The following is a 20044-nucleotide window of genomic DNA, read 5'->3' on the forward strand; positions in this document are numbered from 1 at the left end:
TATTCGGTTTGAGGGAATAATTTTATCGGTTCTGCACAATCAACAAGACTTATTAACAACTTAGTCTGTCGATGCCGGGCACTCATTAACGCTGCGTAAAACACCCTGCATCACAATCTGCAACCGTTGTTTTATATGCTCAATACCCAGCGATCTTTCCGTGGCATTTTGGGGTTTTCTGCGGGGCAACAGCGCGCCAAAAACGATGTCCATCAGCATGCCTGCATACAATGCCAGATCCTCAATGGCTATTCTTCCTCGCTGGTTTTCGCTTTCCAGCCACTCAATCAGCCTCTCACGTGAACGAACAATTTCATGCTCATAGAGATAATCAGCAAGCTCAGGCATTAGCACGGATTCCCTGACAATAAGGTTGAGCAAAGTCTCACGCGACCGGGACAGCTCCTCATTGCTGTCGAGCCTGAAAATATGATACAGCGTGGCCATCACCGAAAGGTCTTCCCCGCCAGGACGCGGAAGATCGAGGATCAAATGGCGATGTTGATGCACTACGGCCGCAAACAACGCCTTTTTATCCGTAAACGCTTCATAAAGCGTCCGCTTAGAAACTTTAGCCCTGGCGGCAATGCCAGCCGTTGTCGCTGCCTTAAAACCCGTTTCAATAAAAATTTGCATGGCCGCCGCAAGAATACGCTGGCGACGTTCGGTTTCGTTCGATGCTTTGGGCCGCCCCCGCCTGGTGACAGCTTTATTAACGGCGTCGTCCATTTCTGCCTCCGCAACAAAATGACAAAAAGCGCTATTTGCTAATATAGGTACTCACTAGTACCATTATTCCTGCATGCCCGGCAGTATATCAGAATATGGTAGAGCAGGCCGGGCAGAACTCATCCGGTTTACAGGGGAAGTCTATGTCTGAACATAATGTGAAAAACATCCAGCGCAGTCCCATTAGCGATCCTCGAGTAAATGCTGTTATTACCGTTCTGAACAATGCCCGGAGCCGACCGTCAGGTAAATCGCTGGAAGGCGTCTCGCGATTTGATGCCGAAAGCTTTGCTGATTATGGTTTTTCCATACATCCTGAACAGGGCGATCTCATCTATCTGCTGTGTCGGGGAATGAAAGCGACTCGGGTAGTCGACTTTGCCACCTCCATCGGTATGTCAGCGCTTTATTTTGCTGCTGCAATGCGAGATAACGGCGGTGGCCAGGTCATTGGTGCAGAGCTGGTTGCCTCAAAAGCGGCAGTGGCGCGGAAAAACCTGGCCGAGGCAGGGTTGGCGGAATTTGCTGATATTCGTGTTGGTGACGCGCGTGAAACGCTGCGTGACGTTGGCGGCCCGATCGATTTTGCGCTCATTGACGGCTGGCCGCAGGCAGAAGGCCCAACGTTGGCCCGCCAGATGATTGAACTGCTTGCGCCCCAGCTGCGCGTTGGCGGTTACGTGCTGAACGATAACGCCGAACCGGATTTCCTTGATTATATTCGCGATCCGCAAAACGGCTTTATTTCCGTCACGCTACCCATTAAGCGCGGCACCGAGCTGGCGTTGAAAATTCGATAATGCAGAACGGCTGCGGTTTGCCTGCGGGCAATCGCAGCCGTGTGGTGTAACGGCCCATAAGGCAAAAAAACGGCAGGGATGGAGAAAGAGTGATGCAAACACGTAGAGAGTTTCTGATGATGAGTTCCGGGCTGGCCGCCATGATTGCACTGAGTGCGCCAGCATACGCTCTTCAGGGAAGAAAAGGCATCCTGCACGCAACGGCCGTCACCCAGGTATTCGGTGACGGCGTCCGTCTGATTGCCGTCGCGATAGAATACGACAGCCGCATTGACGCCAACCGGTTGGCATCAACAGATTTTGCAGTGCAGGGAAGAACGGTCATTGAGGTTTTCGCCAGCCGCTCAGCCAACCCAGCAGACAGGGCCACAACGGGCAACTATGTGATTATCACGCTCTCGCCCGCCGATAAGGATGCTTTGCTGGCGCAAAAGGTAACGCTACCTGCTCAGAAAACCCCGGCAAAAGGCGGTCCCGGAAAGGCGGGCGACGTGCCTTTTTATGACACCCTTTACCCACCAGCCAAAGCCACTCTGACTCAGTTAGTTCCGCTGGAAGCAGCCAATGGTGAGCGGATCTCGGCAGACAAGGTTCCTGTGATTACAGAAGCCGTGAAGAATCTGGTAGTGGATGATTTTAAACAGTCTGAATTTCACGATGCCGTAACCGGGAAGTCCTTAAAATACAATTTATTCATTCCTGAAAAGGCCACTTTTGAACATCGCCTGCCGCTGGTACTGTTTATGCACGATGCGGGCGCGACCAGTGATGTGACGCGAACTACGCTGTTTCAGGGGCTGGGCGCAGTGACATGGGCCAGTCCGCAGGATCAGGCGCAGCGCCCCTGTTTTGTGCTGGCACCGCAGTATGGCGAAATCATTGCCGATGACGATTCCCATACCTCCGATATGTTGGATATCACCATTAACCTGATCAACACACTAGTGGAACAATACCCAATAGATCGTTCCCGGCTGTACACTACCGGACAGTCCGGCGGCTGCATGACATCGATTGCCATGGATATTAAATATCCGGATTTCTTTGCCGCGTCCTTCCTGGTTGCGGGTCAATGGGATGCAACGCTGGTAGCGCCTCTCGCCCGTCAGAAGCTGTGGATTTTGGTGTCGCAGGATGATGACAAAGCCTGGCCCGGCCAAAATGCCATCACCGGGGCGTTGGCAAAAGCGGGAGCAAAAATCAGTCGGGCAGAATGGGATGGCACCTGGGACGAGAAGGCATTCCGGGTTGCCTTTGAGCAAATTGATGCGGAAAATAGCCCGATCAACTACGTCTCCTTTCGTAAAGGCACGGTGATCCCCGCAGGCCAGTCGGCTGCGGGCGCAAGCGGCCATAGAAACACATGGCGCATCGCTTATAGTATCGAGCCGATCAGAGAATGGTTGTTTCGTCAGAAGAAATCCGGCTAAGGGTAAGGAGGCTGGGTCGCCTCCTTACAAACGGGTTTACGGCTATTCCCCGGCTTTTACCTGCTGCCAGGCGGCTTCCATCTGTTCAAGCGTCGCTTCCTGCATCGCTAAGCCCTGTGCGGCGATAATCTGTTCGACCTGACGAAAACGCCGCTCAAACTTGTCGTTGGCTTTTTGCAGGGCCGTTTCGGCCTTGCTGCCAAGGTGGCGGGAAAAATTCACGGTGGCAAACAGCAGGTCGCCGATTTCCTCTTCCAGCTTCTGCTGGTCGACCACGGCCTGCTGCGCTTCATGCATCACTTCGTCGATCTCTTCATGCACTTTGTCCAGCACCGGGCCAAGCGTATGCCAGTCAAAACCGACGTTGCTGCAACGCTTCTGGATCTTATGTGCGCGCATCAGAGCGGGCAGCGCACGAGGAATATCGTCCAGCGCCGAATGCTGCTCTTTTCCGGCACGTTCGCTGATTTTGATCTGTTCCCAGTTGGCCAGCACTTCCTTGCTGTCGCTGACTTTTACGTCACCAAAAATATGCGGATGACGCCGCTCCAGCTTGTCGCTAATCGTCTGGCAGATGGCATCAAAATCAAAACGCCCTTCTTCTTCCGCCATTTGCGCATAAAAAACAACCTGAAACAGCAGGTCGCCCACTTCGCCTTTGAGATCGTCAAAGTCTTCCCGGCTGATGGCATCCAGCACTTCATAGGTTTCTTCGAGGGTGTAGGGCGCGATAGAGGCAAAAGTCTGTTCGCGATCCCATGGGCAGCCCTTCTGCGGATCGCGCAGGGTTTTCATGATGCCCAGCAGGCGATCGAGTGAGGTCATAGCGGAGTCCATTTGAGTGTGATGAAAACAGTCGGATAACTTTACGGCATGATGAAGGAAAATGCATGCAGGCAACGTCGTGGCGCTCCTGGCGCTGGCAGTTTGCGTTCTGCCAGCGCGCAATCCCCTGGGAGCATACTCAAGTATGTGACCAGGGGTGAGCACTGCCAGACCGCAAAATGGCAAGCAAAGTAGCCACCTGAAAGATTAATGCAATCTTCTCGCGTCGATGATATCAGGCACCTGGTTGAGCCTCGCCAACACGCGTCCCAGCACCTGATGGTTGTAGATTTCAATATCCATATCGATGGTTGCCAGCTGCTTTTTAGTATCGCTCCTGCTGGAGACGCCAAGCACGTTAACTTTCTCGTTAGCGAGAATCGTGGTGATATCGCGCAGTAAACCACTGCGATCGTTAGCAGTCACACGCACCACCAGCGAATAGCCGCTGGAATAGCTCTCGCCCCAGACAGCATCAACAATGCGCTCTGGCGCGTGCGACATCAGCTCGGTCAGCTGATCGCAATCTGCGCGGTGAATAGAAATACCCCGGCCCTGCGTAATAAAACCGGTAATATCGTCACCCGGGATCGGCTGGCAGCAGCGCGCAATGTGATGCATCAAATTGCCGACGCCTTCGACCACGACCCGGCCACTCTCCTTGCTGCGCGGCGCGGCGGACTTCTGCGTCAGCTGGCGTAACGCTTCGCGATCTTCTTCTTCCGCACTTGGCTTGTTGAGCTTCGATTGCAGGAAGTTGCTCATCTGGTTCAGACGAATATCACCGCCGCCAATCGCCGCCAGCAGTTCATCCAGCGAGTTGACGTTATAGCGCGGCAACAGCAGCTTTTCAGCTTCTTTCAGACTGATATCAAGATGATCCAGCTCGTTATCCAGAATCTGTTTTCCGGCAATGATATTTTTGTCGCGATCCTGCTTACGGAACCAGGCGTGAATTTTTGACCGTCCACGGCTGGTGGTCACGTAGCCCAGATTCGGGTTTAGCCAGTCACGGCTTGGATTCGGCTGCTTCTGGGTGATGATATCGATCTGATCGCCCATTTGCAGCTGATAGGTAAAGGGCACAATACGGCCGCCGATTTTTGCGCCGATGCAGCGGTGCCCGATATCGCTGTGGATATGATAAGCAAAGTCCAGCGGCGTTGAGCCAGCGGGCAGATCCACCACGTCCCCTTTTGGGGTAAACACATAAACACGATCGTCGAACACCTGGCTGCGCACTTCGTCCAGCATTTCGCCGGAGTCCGCCATCTCTTCCTGCCAGGCAATCAGTTTACGCAGCCAGGCGATACGCTCTTCATGACCTGACGCGCCACGTGCGCTGCCCGTTGTACCGCCCTCTTTATACTTCCAGTGCGCAGCAACGCCCAGCTCTGCATCTTCATGCATCTGGCGGGTACGAATTTGAATTTCAACGGTTTTGCCTTTCGGCCCCAGCACCACGGTATGAATTGACTGGTAGCCGTTAGGTTTCGGATTTGCCACGTAATCATCAAACTCGCTGGGAAGATGGCGATACAGCGTGTGCACAATCCCCAACGCGCCATAGCAATCCTGTAAACGTTCGGCCACGATACGTACGGCACGCACGTCGAACAGCTCGTCAAACGTCAGTGATTTTTTCTGCATCTTGCGCCAGATGCTGTAGATATGCTTGGGACGGCCATAGACTTCCGCCTTAACGCCCTCTTTAACGATTTCGGTGCGCAGCGACTGCACGAAGGTATCGATATAGCCTTCGCGATCGATACGCCGCTCGTGCAGCAGTTTGGCAATGCGCTTGTATTCGTCGGGATGCAGGTAGCGGAAACAGAAATCCTCCAGCTCCCATTTCAGCTGGCCGATACCGAGTCGGTTAGCCAGCGGCGCATAAATGTTCGTACACTCTTTCGCGGCAAGTACGCGCTCATCTTCCGGCGCGTCTTTTACCTCGCGTAAATGGGCGATACGCTCAGCCAGCTTGATGACCACGCAGCGGAAATCTTCCACCATCGCCAGCAGCATACGGCGAACGTTGTCCACCTGCTCGGAGGCCATTGAATCGTTATGGGTGGCTTTTAGCTGGCGGATGGCGTCCATGTCTCTTACGCCATGTACCAGCGAGACGATGGCCGTGCCGAATTTCTCTTCCAGTACCGCTTCAGAAACTACGTTAGCGTCGGCCAGCGGAAACAGCAGTGCAGCACGCAGGCTTTCGTTATCCATGCTGAGCATTGAGAGGATTTCGACCATCTCCACGCCGCGCCAGAGCAGCAGAGCCGCGTCGGGATGATCCCGGGTCGCCTCTTCGCAATAGCGCCAGGTATCGGCGAGTCGTTCACATGACTGCGGGTTAGCGATCCCCAAACGGGCGATCCATTGATCGAGTGCAAACTCGCCAGCCGTATTCAGATGTGCACTTCTTACCGCAACCATATCCTCTCCAGACTAACGCTCCCTTCCGGGAAGCTATTTTCGGCTAAATAACACCATGGATTCCACGTGCCCGGTATGCGGAAACATATCAAGCAGGGTAACCCTTTCCAGTTGGTAGCCGGACGCCAGAAGAATCTGACTATCCCGAGCAAGTGTAGTCGGATTACAGGAAACATAGACCACGCATTGGGGCGCAAGTTTAATAATGTGAGGTATCACACCTGCGGCTCCAGCCCGGGCCGGATCCAGTAAAACTTTGTTAAATCCTTCAGCTGCCCAGGGCTGCCCGGACACGTCCTCTTCCAGATTGTGCTGAAAGAAAGCGATATTATTCAGATTATTCTGCGTGGCATTATACGCACCCTTTTGCGCTAATGCTGCAACACCCTCCACTCCTGTAACATTTTCTACCCTTTTTCCTAACGGAAGCGTGAAGTTGCCCATACCGCAAAAGAGGTCCAGCACCCGGTCCTGCGGCTGGAGATCCAGCCAGTCGATGGCCTGCGCCACCATCTGCTGATTCAGTTCGCCATTGATTTGAATAAAATCACGCGGACTGAAGGTCAGCGTCAGGCCATCAAGGCGGTAAAAAGGCTTCTCGCCTTTAACCTGTTCAAGCGTCTCGCTATCCGGGGCTAAAAAGAGTGCAACTTGCCGATCATGCGAAAACTGTTCCAGTTTACGTCGGTCGGCCGCACTTAACGGATCCAAATGGCGTAAAACCAGCAGCGGGCCGTTGTCAGCCAGCACCAGCTCAACGTGTCCAAGCCGTCGGACCGCCTGCAAACTGCTCAGCGCCTGGTGCAGCGGCTGAATTAACGCATTAAGTTCGGGCTTCAAAATGGGGCACTGGGTAATCGCCACCAGCTCGCTGGAGCCTGCCTGACGAAAACCCATCTGTAATTTCTGGCTACGCTGATGATAATTCAGGCTGAGGCGGGCACGGCGGCGATAGCCGTAAGATTCGCCCGCCAGAATAGAATCGACGGTGACTTGCTGCCCGGTTTGCTGATGCAATAAATGAGACAGGGCGTTTGCTTTGCTGCGCTGCTGCAACGCAGAAGAAACGTGTTGCTGTTGGCAACCGCCGCACTGGTGATAGTGCGGACATTGAGGTTTCACCCGTTCCGGGCTGGTGCTCAGAATACGCGTTGTCTTTGCCCGCGCCCACGAACGTTTGTCTTCGACGATTTCTACTTCAACCTGCTCGCCTGGCAATGCGCCATTGATAAACAACGCTTTACCATTAAGCCGACTGACGCCCTGCCCTGAACCGTCAAGGTCATTAACTGTCACTGTCATGATCTGGCGGGTCGTCACGCGCCGTTTTGCAGAGTAGAATTGCGCCATTATTCAGTTTTATCTCGAAAAGTAGTTAGCGTAAACGCGCGTAGCCTACACCAGCAGTCGAATTAATTCGAGGTGTGACAGCGGGCGATTATCATCGCGCTACAGGATGATTATGACCAAATACAGCCTGCGGGCACGCATGATGATATTGATTCTGGCGCCCACGCTGATGATCGGGCTGCTGTTAAGCACCTTCTTTATTGTGCATCGCTACAATGAACTTCAGCGTCAGCTGGTGGATGCCGGTGCCAATATTATTGAGCCACTGGCCGTTTCCAGTGAATACGGCATGACCTTCCGCAGTAAGGAGTCGGTGCGCCAGCTGGTCAGCCTGCTGCACCGTCGGCATTCGGATATCGTTCGGGCGATTACCGTTTTTGACGCGCAGAATCAGCTGTTCGTTACCTCTAACTATCATCTCAGCGCCGACAAATTACGTCTGCCAGCGGGCAGCCCGCTGCCGGCGACCTTCAGCTATGAACGTAAAGGCAACTCGGTAATTCTGCGAACGCCTATTTTATCCGAAAGCTATTACCCGGATGAGTCGCCGGGAGAAAACGTCAAGCCTGACGGTAATCCGCTCGGCTATGTCGCTATCGAACTGGATTTACAGTCGGTCAGGCTACAGCAATATAAAGAAGTTTTTGTTTCAACCCTGCTGCTGCTGTTTTGCCTCTGTCTTGCCATGCTGTTCGCCTACCGGCTGATGCGGGACGTGACCGGGCCGATTCGCGATATGGTGAATACCGTTGACCGCATTCGTCGCGGCCAGCTGGACAGCCGCGTCACCGGGCATATGCTCGGCGAGCTGGATATGCTGAAAAACGGCATCAACTCAATGGCGATGTCGCTGACCGCCTACCATGAAGAGATGCAGCAGAATATTGACCAGGCGACGTCAGATCTGCGCGAGACGTTAGAGCAGATGGAGATCCAGAACGTTGAGCTGGATTTGGCGAAGAAACGCGCTCAGGAAGCAGCCAGGATCAAGTCAGAATTCCTTGCCAATATGTCGCACGAGCTGCGTACGCCGCTGAATGGCGTGATTGGTTTTACCCGTCAGACGCTGAAAACCCAGCTGAATATTACCCAGCGCGATTATCTGCATACCATCGAACGCTCCGCGAATAACTTGTTAAGCATCATTAATGACGTGCTCGACTTTTCCAAGCTGGAAGCGGGCAAGCTGGTGCTGGAAACCATTCCTTTCCCGCTGCGCGCCACGCTGGATGAAGTGGTGGTACTGCTGGCGCAGTCGGCTCATGAAAAAGGGCTGGAACTGACGCTAAGCATCCAGCACGACGTGCCGGACAATGCCATCGGCGATCCGCTGCGCATGCAGCAAATCGTCGTAAACCTGCTGGGCAACGCGATCAAATTCACCGAAAGCGGCCACATTGATATTCGCGTAGAAAAGCGTTCGCAAAGTAATAATCGGGTCGATCTGGAAGTTCAGATCCACGATACCGGTATCGGCATTTCCGAAAAGCAGCAGTCACAGCTGTTCCAGGCGTTTCGTCAGGCCGACGCCAGCATTTCACGTCGCCACGGCGGCACCGGTTTGGGGCTGGTCATTACTCAGAAGCTGGTCAATGAGATGGGCGGTGAAATCTCCTTCCACAGCCGGCTGAATCAGGGCTCAACGTTCTGGTTCCATGTTAACCTGGCGCTTAACCCCAATGCCGCCAGCGATCTGCATGCGGTAGACTGCCTGCATGGTAAAAGCCTTGCCTACGTTGAAGCCAACCCGGCCGCTGCCCAGGCAACGTTAGACCTGCTTGCGGCCACGAACATGACCGTCAGCTACAGCACCACGCTGGAAGGCTTGCAAAAGGAGCGCTACGACGCGCTGTTAGTTGGCTTACCCATAGCGAAAGAGCGGCACCGTGAACTGTGCCTGGACGCGCTGCTTCCTGCGCTGAAACGGGCCGATCACGTTATTATGGCGTTGCCTTGCCAGATGCAGGTTCATGCCGAAGAACTGAAGGAAAAAGGGGTCAGTGCCTGCCTGATCAAACCGGTTTCGCTCTCCCGCCTGCTGCCCGTGTTGCTTGACAATCACGCACGCGAGACCGATTTCCGCACGAACAGAATTAAACTTCCGCTCACGGTGATGGCCGTAGATGATAACCCGGCTAACCTGAAACTGATCGGCGCGCTGCTGGAAGAGCAGGCGGAGACTATTATTCTCTGCGACAGCGCCGTCACCGCCATTCAGCAGGCTGAACAACGGGAGCTGGATATTATCCTGATGGATATTCAGATGCCGGAAATTGACGGCCTGCGCGCCAGCGAATTGATTCGGGAAATCCCTCATCATATCAACACGCCTATCGTCGCCGTCACCGCTCACGCCCTGGATGGCGAGAAAGAGCATTTGATCAAAGCGGGCATGAACGACTATCTCGCCAAGCCGATAGATGAAGTTAAGCTTAGCCATCTGCTGGCGCGTTATTCGCCTCATCTTTTACCTGCTGTGCCCGTATCAAACGGCGTTTCGGCATCGCTTGACTGGGATCTCGCGCTGCGCCAGGCCGCCAATAAGCCCGATTTAGCACGTGATTTGCTCCAGATGCTGGTGGATTTCCTGCCGGAAGTTCGCAGGCAGGTTGAAGATCATATGGCCGATGAAAACAGGCAGGGATTGCGGGATATTATTCACAAGCTTCACGGCAGCGCCAGCTACAGCGGTGTGCCCCGCATGAAGGCGCTTTGCCAGCAGCTGGAGCAAGCTCTGCGGGCCGATAACCCTATTGCGGATATTGAACCGGAGTTGTTTGAGTTGCTTGATGAGATGGAAAACGTCGCGAAGCTGGCAAAAGAAAGGCTGAGCCGATCTCACTGACGGCACGCACCAGACAATATGCGGAAGCCCCATTAAACCGGGGCTGTTTTATTCCAAAGCGCTACATCTTTTGGCCAATTGCCAGCGAGGCGGCGATATTTCTTGCCGTCATTCGAACGTTCTCCGCAGCGTTTTCCAGCGCGTCTTCCAGCGTGCAAATGCTGTAAATAACGCTGAAAACCGCATCCAGCCCGTGCTGATGCACCACGGCAACGTCGGCAGTCAGGCTTCCGGCAATGCCAATCACCGGTTTATTATAGCGTTTGGCTACTTTCGCTACGCCAATCGGCACTTTACCGTGAATCGTCTGGCTGTCGATGCGTCCTTCGCCGGTGATCACCAGCGTGGCGTCCTTCACCAGCTCATCCAGCCCCAGCGCCTCAGTGACAATTTCAATGCCCCGACGCAGTTCAGCCTGACAAAATGCATGCAGCGCCGCGCCCATGCCACCGGCCGCACCACCGCCCGGAATGGAAAGCACATCGATATCCAGATCGCGTTGAATGATCCGTGCATAGTGCTCAAGCGCCTTATCCAGCTGTCTGACCAGTTCTGGCGTGGCACCTTTTTGCGGGCCAAATACGGCGGAAGCCCCCTCTTCCCCCAGTAACGGGTTTGTCACGTCACAGGCGACTTCAAAACGGCAATTTTTAATGCGCGAATCAAATTCGCTGAGATCGATGCTGTCCAGCTCCGCCAGCCTGCCGCCGCCAAAACCAATTTGCTTTCCCTGCTTGTCGAGAAGCTTTGCGCCGAGCACCTGAACCATTCCGGCCCCACCATCGTTGGTGGCGCTGCCGCCAATGCCGATAATGAAGTGCTCAACGCCTCGGTCCAGCGCGTTGCGGATTAACTCCCCCGTACCCAGTGAGGTGGTGATCAGCGGATCGCGGCGTGAAGCGGGAACCAGTTCGAGTCCGCTGGCCGCGGCCATTTCAATATAGGCGCAGCTGTCGTCACCGGAGAGGCCGTAAAAGGCTTCCACCTCTTCACCCAGCGGACCGGTGACGTTCAGCCGGATAATTTTACCTTTGGTCGCGGCGACCATCGCTTCTACCGTGCCTTCTCCGCCATCGGCAACCGGAAGTTTGACATACTGTGCTTCAGGAAAAATCTCACTAAATCCCTGTTCGATTTGCGTGGCAACCTGCTGGGCTGTCAGGCTCTCTTTATATGAATCAGGTGCAATGACTATTTTCATACGTTATCCGTGCGCGTTTGGACTGGCCTGCGCCAGAAATGCAGGTTCCGGCTTAATAATTAAGCCGGATTCCTGGCTTACTTACTGATTTCTACTTTCGCTAATTTCTCATAATAGCAAGCCAGGGCGCTGTGATCGGCCGTGCCAAGGCCATCGGCACGCAGCGCCTGCATCATCTCCATCACCGCCGCCGTCAGCGGCAGCTGGGCACCCACGCCGTGCGAGGTATCCAGCGCATTCGCCAGGTCTTTAATATGCAGATCGATACGGAAGCCCGGTTTGAAGTTGCGATCCATGACCATTGGTGCTTTGGCATCTAATACGGTACTGCCTGCCAGTCCGCCACGAATCGCCTGATAAACCAGTTCCGGATTTACACCCGCTTTAGTCGCCAGCGTCAGCGCTTCCGACATGGCTGCAATATTCAGCGCCACAATCACCTGATTTGCCAGCTTGGTAACGTTGCCCGCGCCAATATCTCCCGTATGAACAACAGAACCGGCCATCGCTTTCATAATGTCGTAGCATTTATCGAACAGCTCTTTATCACCGCCGACCATTACCGACAGCGTTCCGTCTACCGCTTTAGGTTCGCCGCCGCTGACGGGCGCATCCAGCAGAGCGATGTTTTTCTTCGCCAGTTGTTCATGAATTTCGCGGCTGGCAAGCGGCGCGATGGAACTCATATCAATAACGATCGTACCGGGTTTCGCGCCCTCAATGACGCCACCTTCGCCCAGCAGCACTTCTTTGACGTGTGGTGAGTTAGGCAACATGGTGATAATGACGTCGCTCTGCTCAGCTATCGCCTTTGCCGACTCGGCCGCGGTGGCACCAAGGCCGACCACTTCCGCCACGCTGTCTGCATTATGATCGCGTACAACCAGCGAATAGCCCGCTTTCAGCAGGTTTTTGCTCATGGGTTTGCCCATGATGCCCAGACCAATAAATCCGATTTTCATTTCTGTCTCCTTAAAATATGCGTTATTTTTTGAAGCGATCGCACAGAGCCTGAGTGGCTCCACGGAACACGCCTACGTCACTGCCTACCGCCACAAAACCGGCGCCCCACTCCAGATAGCGCCGGGCATCGGCTTCCACCGGCGCGAGGATGCCGCTCGGTTTGCCCGCTGCTTTCGCTCGTTCAAAGATATATTTAATGACTTTCAGGACTTCCGGATGGGCCGGCTGCCCGAGATAGCCCAGTGCCGCCGACAGATCGCCAGGACCGACAAAGATGCCGTCCACGCCTTCAACTGCCGCTATCGCATCAATGTTGTCCACCGCCTGCTGCGTTTCAATTTGTACCAGCACGGTGATGTTGCTGTTGATGGTGCTGTTGTACTCCGGCACGGTGCCGTACATGTTGCTACGATGCGAAACCGACACGCCACGAATGCCCATTGGCGGATAGCGCGTGGAGGCGACGGCGCGCACCGCTTCTTCTTCCGTTTCAACAAACGGGATCAGAAAGTTAGAGAAGCCGATATCGAGCAGACGCTTGATGATTACCGGCTCATTACAGGGAGGACGCACTACCGGTGCGCTGACGCTGCCTTTCAGTGCCATCAGCTGAGGGACAAAGGTGGTGATGTCGTTTGGGGCATGCTCTCCGTCAAGCACCAGCCAGTCGAAACCGGCCAGACCAAGAATTTCCGTGGTAACAGGATTTGCCAGCGCACACCAGCTGCCGATTAAGGTTTCGCCTGCCAGTAAACGCTGGCGGAAGCTGTTAGGACTGCTTACATAGCTCATTGCTCTCTCCTGAAAAAGGGTTAGCGCACCAGACAAGGGCGTTTGTTATCAAAGGTCCAGTTTGGTACCAGGAACTGCATTGCCTGCGCGTCGTCGCGCGCGCCCAGACCAAATTTTTGATACAGCTGGTGAGCCTTCATTACCTGATCCATATCCAGCTCGACGCCCAGCCCCGGCTTTTGCGGTACCTGCACACAGCCACCTTTGATCTGTAGAGGCTGACGCGTCAGGCGCTGATTGCCTTCCTGCCAGATCCAGTGGGTGTCGATGGCGGTGATTTTGCCAGGAGCGGCTGCGGCCACATGAGTGAACATCGCCAGTGAAATATCGAAATGATTATTGGAATGTGAGCCCCAGGTAAGGCCAAAGTCGTTGCACATCTGCGCCACGCGGACGGAGCCTTGCATCGTCCAGAAGTGCGGGTCGGCCAACGGAATGTCGACGGACTGCAAAGATAAAGTATGACCCATCTGCCGCCAGTCGGTGGCAATCATGTTGGTGGCGGTTGGCAGACCCGTCGCACGTCGGAATTCCGCCATCACTTCCCGGCCTGAATAGCCCTGTTCTGCGCCACACGGGTCTTCAGCATAAGCCAGCACGTCTTTCAGCTGTTTGCCCAGCGCGATCGCTTCGTTCAGCGACCATGCGCCATTTGGATCGAGCGTAATTCTTGCTTCAGGAAAACGCCTGGCCAGTGCGGTAACCGCTTCGGCTTCTTCGCTGCCGGCCAGCACGCCGCCTTTCAGCTTGAAGTCGTTGAAACCATATTTTTCATACGTGGCTTCCGCCAGGCGAACCACCGCCTCCGGCGTCAGCGCCTCTTCGTGGCGCAGTCGATACCAGTCACAGTGCTCATCCGGCTGGCTCTGGTAAGGCAGCGACGTTTTACGCCGGTCGCCGACATAGAACAGATAGCCCAGCATTTCGACGCGATCGCGCTGCTGCCCATCGCCCAGCAGCGAAGCCACGTTCACGCCCAGGTGCTGCCCAAGCAGATCCAGCAGCGCGGCTTCAATGCCGGTGACGACGTGGATTGTCGTGCGCAAATCAAAGGTCTGATTTCCCCGTCCCGCCGAATCACGATCGGCAAAGGTATTGCGCACATGACTCAGCAGGTTTTTATATTCTCCAATGCTGTGTCCTTTCAGCAGCGCGGCGGCTTCTTCCAGCGTGCGACGAATCTTTTCGCCACCGGGTATTTCTCCCACGCCGGTATGCCCGGAATTGTCTTTGATAATGACAATGTTCCGGGTAAAAAAAGGACCGTGAGCGCCGCTGAGATTCAGCAGCATACTGTCGTGTCCCGCCACGGGGATCACCTGCATTTCCATTATTAGCGGTGTTGTTTGACTCATAACCTGTTCCTTCTGAGAAGTGGGCATCAGCGGCCAAAAGCGGGACGCTTGCGATCGAAAGTCCAGCCAGGGATCAGATACTGCATTGAGGCGGCGTCGTTACGTGCGCCGCCAGGCAATGTTTTGTACAGCGCATGGGCTTTCTCAACTTGTGCCCAATCCAGCTCTATCCCCAATCCTGGCGCATCCGGCACGGCAATCTTGCCGTTGCGGATTTGCAGAGGCTCTTTAGTCAGGCGCTGGTTCCCTTCCTGCCAAATCCAATGGGTATCAATGGCCGTCGGTTTACCCGGCGCGGCCGCCCCCACATGGGTGAACATCGCCAGCGAAATATCAAAATGATTGTTGGAATGGCAGCCCCAGGTAAGCCCCCAGTCGTCGCAAAGCTGCGCGACGCGAACTGCTCCACTCAGGGTCCAGAAATGCGGATCCGCCAGCGGAATATCGACGGCATTGAGCATCACCGCATGATTCATCTCGCGCCAGTTAGTGGCGATCATATTGGTGGCGACAGGCAGGCCCGTTGCACGGCGGAACTCGGCCATCACCTCGCGACCTGAATAACCCTGTTCTGCACCGCAGGGATCTTCGGCATAAGTCAGAATGCCCTGCATGTCTTTGCACAGCGCAATGGCTTCATCCAGCAGCCAGGCCCCATTGGGATCGACGGTAATTCTCGCGTCAGGAAAGCGTTTTTTCATCGCTTTCACCGCATCAATTTCCTGTTCACCTGGCAGAACGCCGCCCTTCAGCTTGAAGTCTTTGAAGCCGTATTTGTCCTGGGCAGCTTCCGCCAGACGCACCACGGCGGCGCTGTCCATCGCCTTTTGATGACGCAGGTGATACCACGCGTGTTTTGCCTGTTCGCCCGCAAGATAAGGAAGATCGGTTTGCTCGCGGTCGCCGATATAGAACAGATAACCCAGCACCGTCACTTCATCACGCTGCTTGCCAGGGCCGAGCAGCTCCGCCACCGGCACGTTCAGGCATTGTCCTAACAGATCCAGCAGCGCCGCTTCCAGCGCGGCTACCGCGTTTACCCGCAGCTCAAAAGTCCAGGCGCCTTTACCAAAAGTATCGAAATCAGCCGACTGGTTGCCTTTGTGCACGTCCTGCACCAGCCGGTTCATCCTTGCCACTTCCCGCCCTTTTACCTGGGGAATGGCGTCCATCAGCGTTTGATAAATGGTCTCGCCCCCTGGTGCTTCGCCTACGCCGGTATGCCCGGCGCTGTCCGTCAGTACCACGATATTTCGGGTAAAATAAGCGCCGTGAGCACCGCCAATATTAAGCAACATACTGTCGTGACCCGCCACGGGGATAACTTTCATATCCGTAATGGTCGGGCTGCTTTGCGTATCCATATTCCGTCCTTACAGGGATTTCAGCTCAATACGTTTGATATCGCGTACCAGCACCAGATAGCTCAATACCGCAACGAAGGCGTGAATACCGACGTAAATCAGCGCACCGTTATAGGAGCCGGTGGTGGCAATGATGTAGCCGATAGCGATAGGCGTAATAATGCCGGAGACATTACCGAACATATTGAACAGGCCGCCGCTGAGACCGCTAATCTCTTTTGGCGCGGTATCCGCCATTACCGCCCAGCCGAGTGCACCAATGCCTTTCCCAAAGAACGCCAGCGCCATAAAGAACACTACCACCCATTCGGTATCGACATAGTTACAGACCACCATGGTGATAGAGAGCAGCATGCCCGCCACGATCGGCGTTTTACGTGCAATATTAAGGGAACCGGTTTTACGCATCAGCCAGTCAGAAATAATGCCGCCCAGTACGCCGCCCAGAAAACCGCAGATGGCTGGGACAGAGGCCACCATGCCGGCTTTCAGAATCGACATGCCGCGCGCCTGCACCAGATAAACCGGGAACCAGGTAATAAAAAAGTAGGTTAAAGCGTTAATGCAATACTGCCCGAGGTAGATGCCAAGCATCATACGCGATCCGATTAACTGCTTAATTTGATAACGTTTTTCTGCCCAGCTGACTTTACGATCTTCTTTCTTTTGATCCATGTTGATCAACGCGCCGCCCTGCTCCATATACTCCAGCTCGGCTTTGTTGACGCCCGGATGATCGTTAGGATCGTGAATCACTTTCAGCCAGATAAAGCTGATAATGATGCCGAGCCCCCCCATAAACCAGAACACGTGCGCCCAACCTACCTGCGACGTTAGCCAGCCCATGATCGGTGCAAAAATAACCGTCGCGAAGTATTGTGCTGAATTGAAAATGGCCACGGCGGTGCCGCGTTCCTGCGCCGGAAACCATGCCGCGACAATACGACTGTTGCCCGGAAACGAGGGCGCTTCGGCCAGCCCAACCATAAACCGCAGCATAAAGAGCGTGACGATAATGGTGAAGCCGCTGAACAGGTCGACAAATCCCTGCAACAGCGTAAACAGCGACCACAGAAAAATACTCCAGAAATAGACCTTTTTAGATCCAAAGCGGTCCAGCAGCCAGCCGCCGGGGATTTGCCCAATAACGTAAGCCCAGGAGAATGCCGAGAAGATGTAGCCCAGACCGACCGAGTCCATCCCAATATCTTTTGACATGGCCGAACCCGCAATGGCGATCGTTGCGCGGTCCCCGTAGTTGAAAGAGGTGACGATAAATAACATCACCACTATCCAGTAGCGAGCATTCGTTCTTTTTTGCACTTCGCTCGCAGCACTGCTGATTGAATTCATGATGCACTCCTGAAATATAGCGGTCAGGCAAACTCACTCTGGACTGCATACACATCGCGTTGGGTATCAGAATGACGTTGGGTTAAACACAGCGATTAAATAGCAGAATAATGCGCTAACAACTCTGTCCCGTTCGCTAAAAAGTATAAGAAGGGTAAAACGGGAACACATCAGTAAACTGCCCGGTTAAACCGGTTAAATAGCCCTGTTCTTTTGGCAATTGCACAACATGCTGCGGGCTGGCTCACGGAACCTGATAATCTGTGGAAGCGGTCACACTCTAACGGTAATGCCGCATTGTTTGTGAGCACTCTCACTGATTGCTGGGGAAACGCCCTAAAATAAACGGTTAAAGAAGTATGATGTCGGACATTTGCATAATGTTTTTGCCCCAACCGGCTCATATACTGTCCAACAGCAGAATAACGTCTACTCACAAAGTCTTTAAATCTCGTATTTCAGGGAGAGAAAGAAAACGCTTCTTTCATTTATTTCAGGACTTGTCGAGCAATGAACAAAACGCAAAATGACACACCTCTCTATATTAAGGTGCATGAAAACGATAATGTCGCCATCGTGGTCAATAATAACGGCCTGAAGGCGGGCACGGAATTTCCATGCGGTTTACAACTCAAAGAGCATATTCCCCAGGGGCATAAAGTTGCGTTAAGCGATATTGCCAAGGGCAACGATATTATTCGTTACGGTGAAGTCATCGGCTATGCCCTGCGCGATATTCTGCGCGGCAGCTGGATTGATGAGTCGCTGGTGGTGTTGCCGGAAGCACCGGAACTCGCCAGCCTGCCGCTCGCCACCCATATTCCTGCCGATTTACCTGCGCTTGAAGGGTATACCTTTGAAGGCTATCGCAACGCCGATGGCAGTGTGGGAACACGAAATCTTCTGGGGATTACCACCAGCGTTCACTGTGTCGCGGGCGTTGTGGATTATGTTGTTCAGATTATTGAGCGGCAGCTGTTGCCCAACTATCCCAATGTCGATGGCGTGGTCGCCCTCAATCATCTTTATGGCTGCGGCGTAGCGATCAATGCACCTGCCGCCATCGTTCCTATTCGCACTATCCATAATCTTTCGCTGAATGCTAACTTCGGCGGCGAAGTCATGGTCGTGGGGCTGGGCTGTGAGAAGTTGCAGCCGGAGCGCTTGCTGGAAGGCACCCCTGACGTACAGGCCATTTCGCTTGGTGAAGAAGATATTGTGCGCCTTCAGGACGAAAAACATGTCGGCTTTGAATCGATGGTGCAGGATATTTTGCAGGTTGCCGAACGCCATTTACAGCGCCTGAACCAGCGTCAGCGCGAGACCGTTCCGGCTTCAGAACTGGTCGTCGGCATGCAGTGTGGCGGTAGCGATGCTTTCTCGGGCGTCACCGCGAATCCCGCCGTGGGTTTTGCTTCCGATTTGCTGGTACGTTGCGGCGCAACGGTGATGTTTTCAGAAGTCACGGAAGTGCGCGATGCCGTTCATCTGCTCACACCACGTGTGATCAATAAAGAGGTGGGTAAGCGCCTGCTGGAAGAGATGGCCTGGTATGACGACTATCTGAATATGGGGAAAACCGATCGTAGCGCGAACCCTTCTCCGGGCAATAAAAAAGGGGGGTTAGCCAACGTGGTGGAAAAGGCGCTGGGCTCAATTGCCAAATCCGGACGAAGCGCCATTGTCGAAGTGCTTTCGCCGGGTCAGCGCCCGACTAAACGCGGCCTGATTTATGCCGCAACGCCCGCCAGCGATTTCGTTTGCGGCACGCAGCAGATGGCTTCGGGTATTACCCTACAGGTGTTTACGACCGGTCGCGGCACGCCTTACGGCCTTGCGGTGATCCCGGTGATCAAAATGGCTACCCGAACGGCGCTTGCCGACAGATGGCATGACCTGATGGATATTAATGCGGGAACGATAGCGACGGGAGAAGAGACCATTGAGCAGGTGGGCTGGCGGCTGTTTGAACTGATTTTGGATATTGCCAGCGGACGCAAACAGACCTGGTCAGATCGCTGGGGGATACGCAATTCACTGGCGGTCTTTAATCCTGCCCCTGTCACCTGATTTATTTTACGGTGCCGGTAAGCGTATTGACCGGCACCGCTATAATGCTGACAGGGAGGAATCAAACCTTTTCAGCCAAGCTGTTTAGCCCATTCTTCAATCCAGGGTGAAGAGACTTCTTCCGGTTCGGGATGCTCGGTCGCATCGATCAGCAAAACATCACCTATGCGCCGGGCAGCATGCTCCTGCAATAAATCATCAAATTTTTTGCCTGCGCCACAGAAATCATCATAGCTATTATCGCCCAGCGCGATTACGCCATAGCGTAACGTGGGCTGATGACCGAGCTTATCCTTAATGGCGTGAAACAGAGGCGCGATACTGTCCGGAAAATCACCCTGTCCTGTCGTCGACGTGATAATCAGCGCCACGTTTTCACTGTAGCGCAGCCAGTCATCCAGCGTTGGATCTTCAAAAATTTTTACCTGGTGGCCCTGATCCACCAGCAGAGGTTCCGCTTCTTCCGCAACCAGCAGTGCATTACCGTAAACCGTACCGACAAAAATACCTACCTGAGCCATGCTTTTCTCC

At 54.2% G+C, this 20044-nt stretch carries 15 protein-coding genes; 4 read left to right on the forward strand and 11 right to left on the reverse strand.

Annotated elements, in window-relative coordinates; all coding sequences use genetic code 11:
- Window positions 1-60 precede the first annotated feature (60 nt).
- On the reverse strand, window positions 61-729 hold the full coding sequence (locus tag AAGQ96_RS17020; protein WP_147199594.1) for a TetR/AcrR family transcriptional regulator: 669 nt from the start codon (window positions 727-729) through the stop codon (window positions 61-63).
- A gap of 143 nt (window positions 730-872) precedes the next feature.
- On the opposite strand from AAGQ96_RS17020, the gene AAGQ96_RS17025 reads away from it, so the two are divergent.
- Window positions 873-1529, forward strand: coding sequence for a class I SAM-dependent methyltransferase (locus AAGQ96_RS17025; protein ID WP_147199595.1), 657 nt, complete (start codon window positions 873-875; stop codon window positions 1527-1529).
- 92 nt (window positions 1530-1621) lie between these two features.
- On the forward strand, window positions 1622-2959 hold the full coding sequence (locus tag AAGQ96_RS17030; RefSeq protein ID WP_147199596.1) for a peptidase: 1338 nt from the start codon (window positions 1622-1624) through the stop codon (window positions 2957-2959).
- A 42-nt stretch (window positions 2960-3001) separates the two neighbouring features.
- Here AAGQ96_RS17030 and mazG read toward each other — a convergent pair whose 3' ends face one another.
- The 3 genes from mazG to rlmD form a co-directional block, all read right to left on the reverse strand.
- Window positions 3002-3784 (reverse strand): nucleoside triphosphate pyrophosphohydrolase, encoded by a 783-nt coding sequence (gene mazG / locus AAGQ96_RS17035; protein WP_217363416.1) that lies wholly within the window; start codon window positions 3782-3784, stop codon window positions 3002-3004.
- 207 nt (window positions 3785-3991) lie between these two features.
- Entirely contained in the window at window positions 3992-6220 is a 2229-nt protein-coding gene (gene relA, locus AAGQ96_RS17040) for a GTP diphosphokinase (RefSeq protein ID WP_342754119.1), read from the reverse strand.
- 33 nt (window positions 6221-6253) lie between these two features.
- The gene (gene rlmD, locus AAGQ96_RS17045; RefSeq protein WP_342754120.1) at window positions 6254-7570 is read right to left on the reverse strand and encodes a 23S rRNA (uracil(1939)-C(5))-methyltransferase RlmD; all 1317 of its coding nucleotides are present in this window, start codon (window positions 7568-7570) and stop codon (window positions 6254-6256) included.
- A 112-nt stretch (window positions 7571-7682) separates the two neighbouring features.
- Between rlmD and barA the strand changes: the two genes are divergently transcribed.
- Window positions 7683-10415 (forward strand): two-component sensor histidine kinase BarA, encoded by a 2733-nt coding sequence (gene barA, locus AAGQ96_RS17050; protein WP_147199600.1) that lies wholly within the window; start codon window positions 7683-7685, stop codon window positions 10413-10415.
- Window positions 10416-10476: 61 nt separating this feature from the next.
- Here the strand turns inward: barA and AAGQ96_RS17055 are convergent, their stop codons facing one another.
- From AAGQ96_RS17055 to AAGQ96_RS17080, 6 genes are all read right to left on the reverse strand, one after another.
- On the reverse strand, window positions 10477-11616 hold the full coding sequence (locus AAGQ96_RS17055) for a glycerate kinase (protein WP_147199601.1): 1140 nt from the start codon (window positions 11614-11616) through the stop codon (window positions 10477-10479).
- 77 nt (window positions 11617-11693) lie between these two features.
- A complete protein-coding gene (gene garR, locus AAGQ96_RS17060; protein ID WP_147199602.1) occupies window positions 11694-12578 on the reverse strand; it encodes a 2-hydroxy-3-oxopropionate reductase in 885 nt (294 codons plus the stop codon).
- 22 nt (window positions 12579-12600) lie between these two features.
- Window positions 12601-13371 (reverse strand): 2-dehydro-3-deoxyglucarate aldolase, encoded by a 771-nt coding sequence (gene garL, locus AAGQ96_RS17065; protein WP_147199603.1) that lies wholly within the window; start codon window positions 13369-13371, stop codon window positions 12601-12603.
- Between the two features lie 20 nt (window positions 13372-13391).
- Window positions 13392-14753 (reverse strand): glucarate dehydratase, encoded by a 1362-nt coding sequence (gudD, locus tag AAGQ96_RS17070; protein WP_342754121.1) that lies wholly within the window; start codon window positions 14751-14753, stop codon window positions 13392-13394.
- A complete protein-coding gene (locus AAGQ96_RS17075; protein ID WP_342754122.1) occupies window positions 14753-16090 on the reverse strand; it encodes an enolase C-terminal domain-like protein in 1338 nt (445 codons plus the stop codon). Before AAGQ96_RS17075 ends, gudD begins: the two co-directional genes overlap by 1 nt.
- A gap of 9 nt (window positions 16091-16099) precedes the next feature.
- Window positions 16100-17443 (reverse strand): MFS transporter, encoded by a 1344-nt coding sequence (locus AAGQ96_RS17080; protein WP_342754123.1) that lies wholly within the window; start codon window positions 17441-17443, stop codon window positions 16100-16102.
- Between the two features lie 510 nt (window positions 17444-17953).
- Between AAGQ96_RS17080 and garD the strand changes: the two genes are divergently transcribed.
- A complete protein-coding gene (gene garD, locus AAGQ96_RS17085; protein ID WP_147199607.1) occupies window positions 17954-19513 on the forward strand; it encodes a galactarate dehydratase in 1560 nt (519 codons plus the stop codon).
- Between the two features lie 71 nt (window positions 19514-19584).
- Here garD and AAGQ96_RS17090 read toward each other — a convergent pair whose 3' ends face one another.
- A complete protein-coding gene (locus AAGQ96_RS17090) occupies window positions 19585-20034 on the reverse strand; it encodes a flavodoxin (RefSeq protein WP_147199608.1) in 450 nt (149 codons plus the stop codon).
- Window positions 20035-20044: the final 10 nt, after the last annotated feature.

The organism is Pantoea sp. MBD-2R (assembly GCF_039134845.1).
Lineage (GTDB): Bacteria > Pseudomonadota > Gammaproteobacteria > Enterobacterales > Enterobacteriaceae > Erwinia.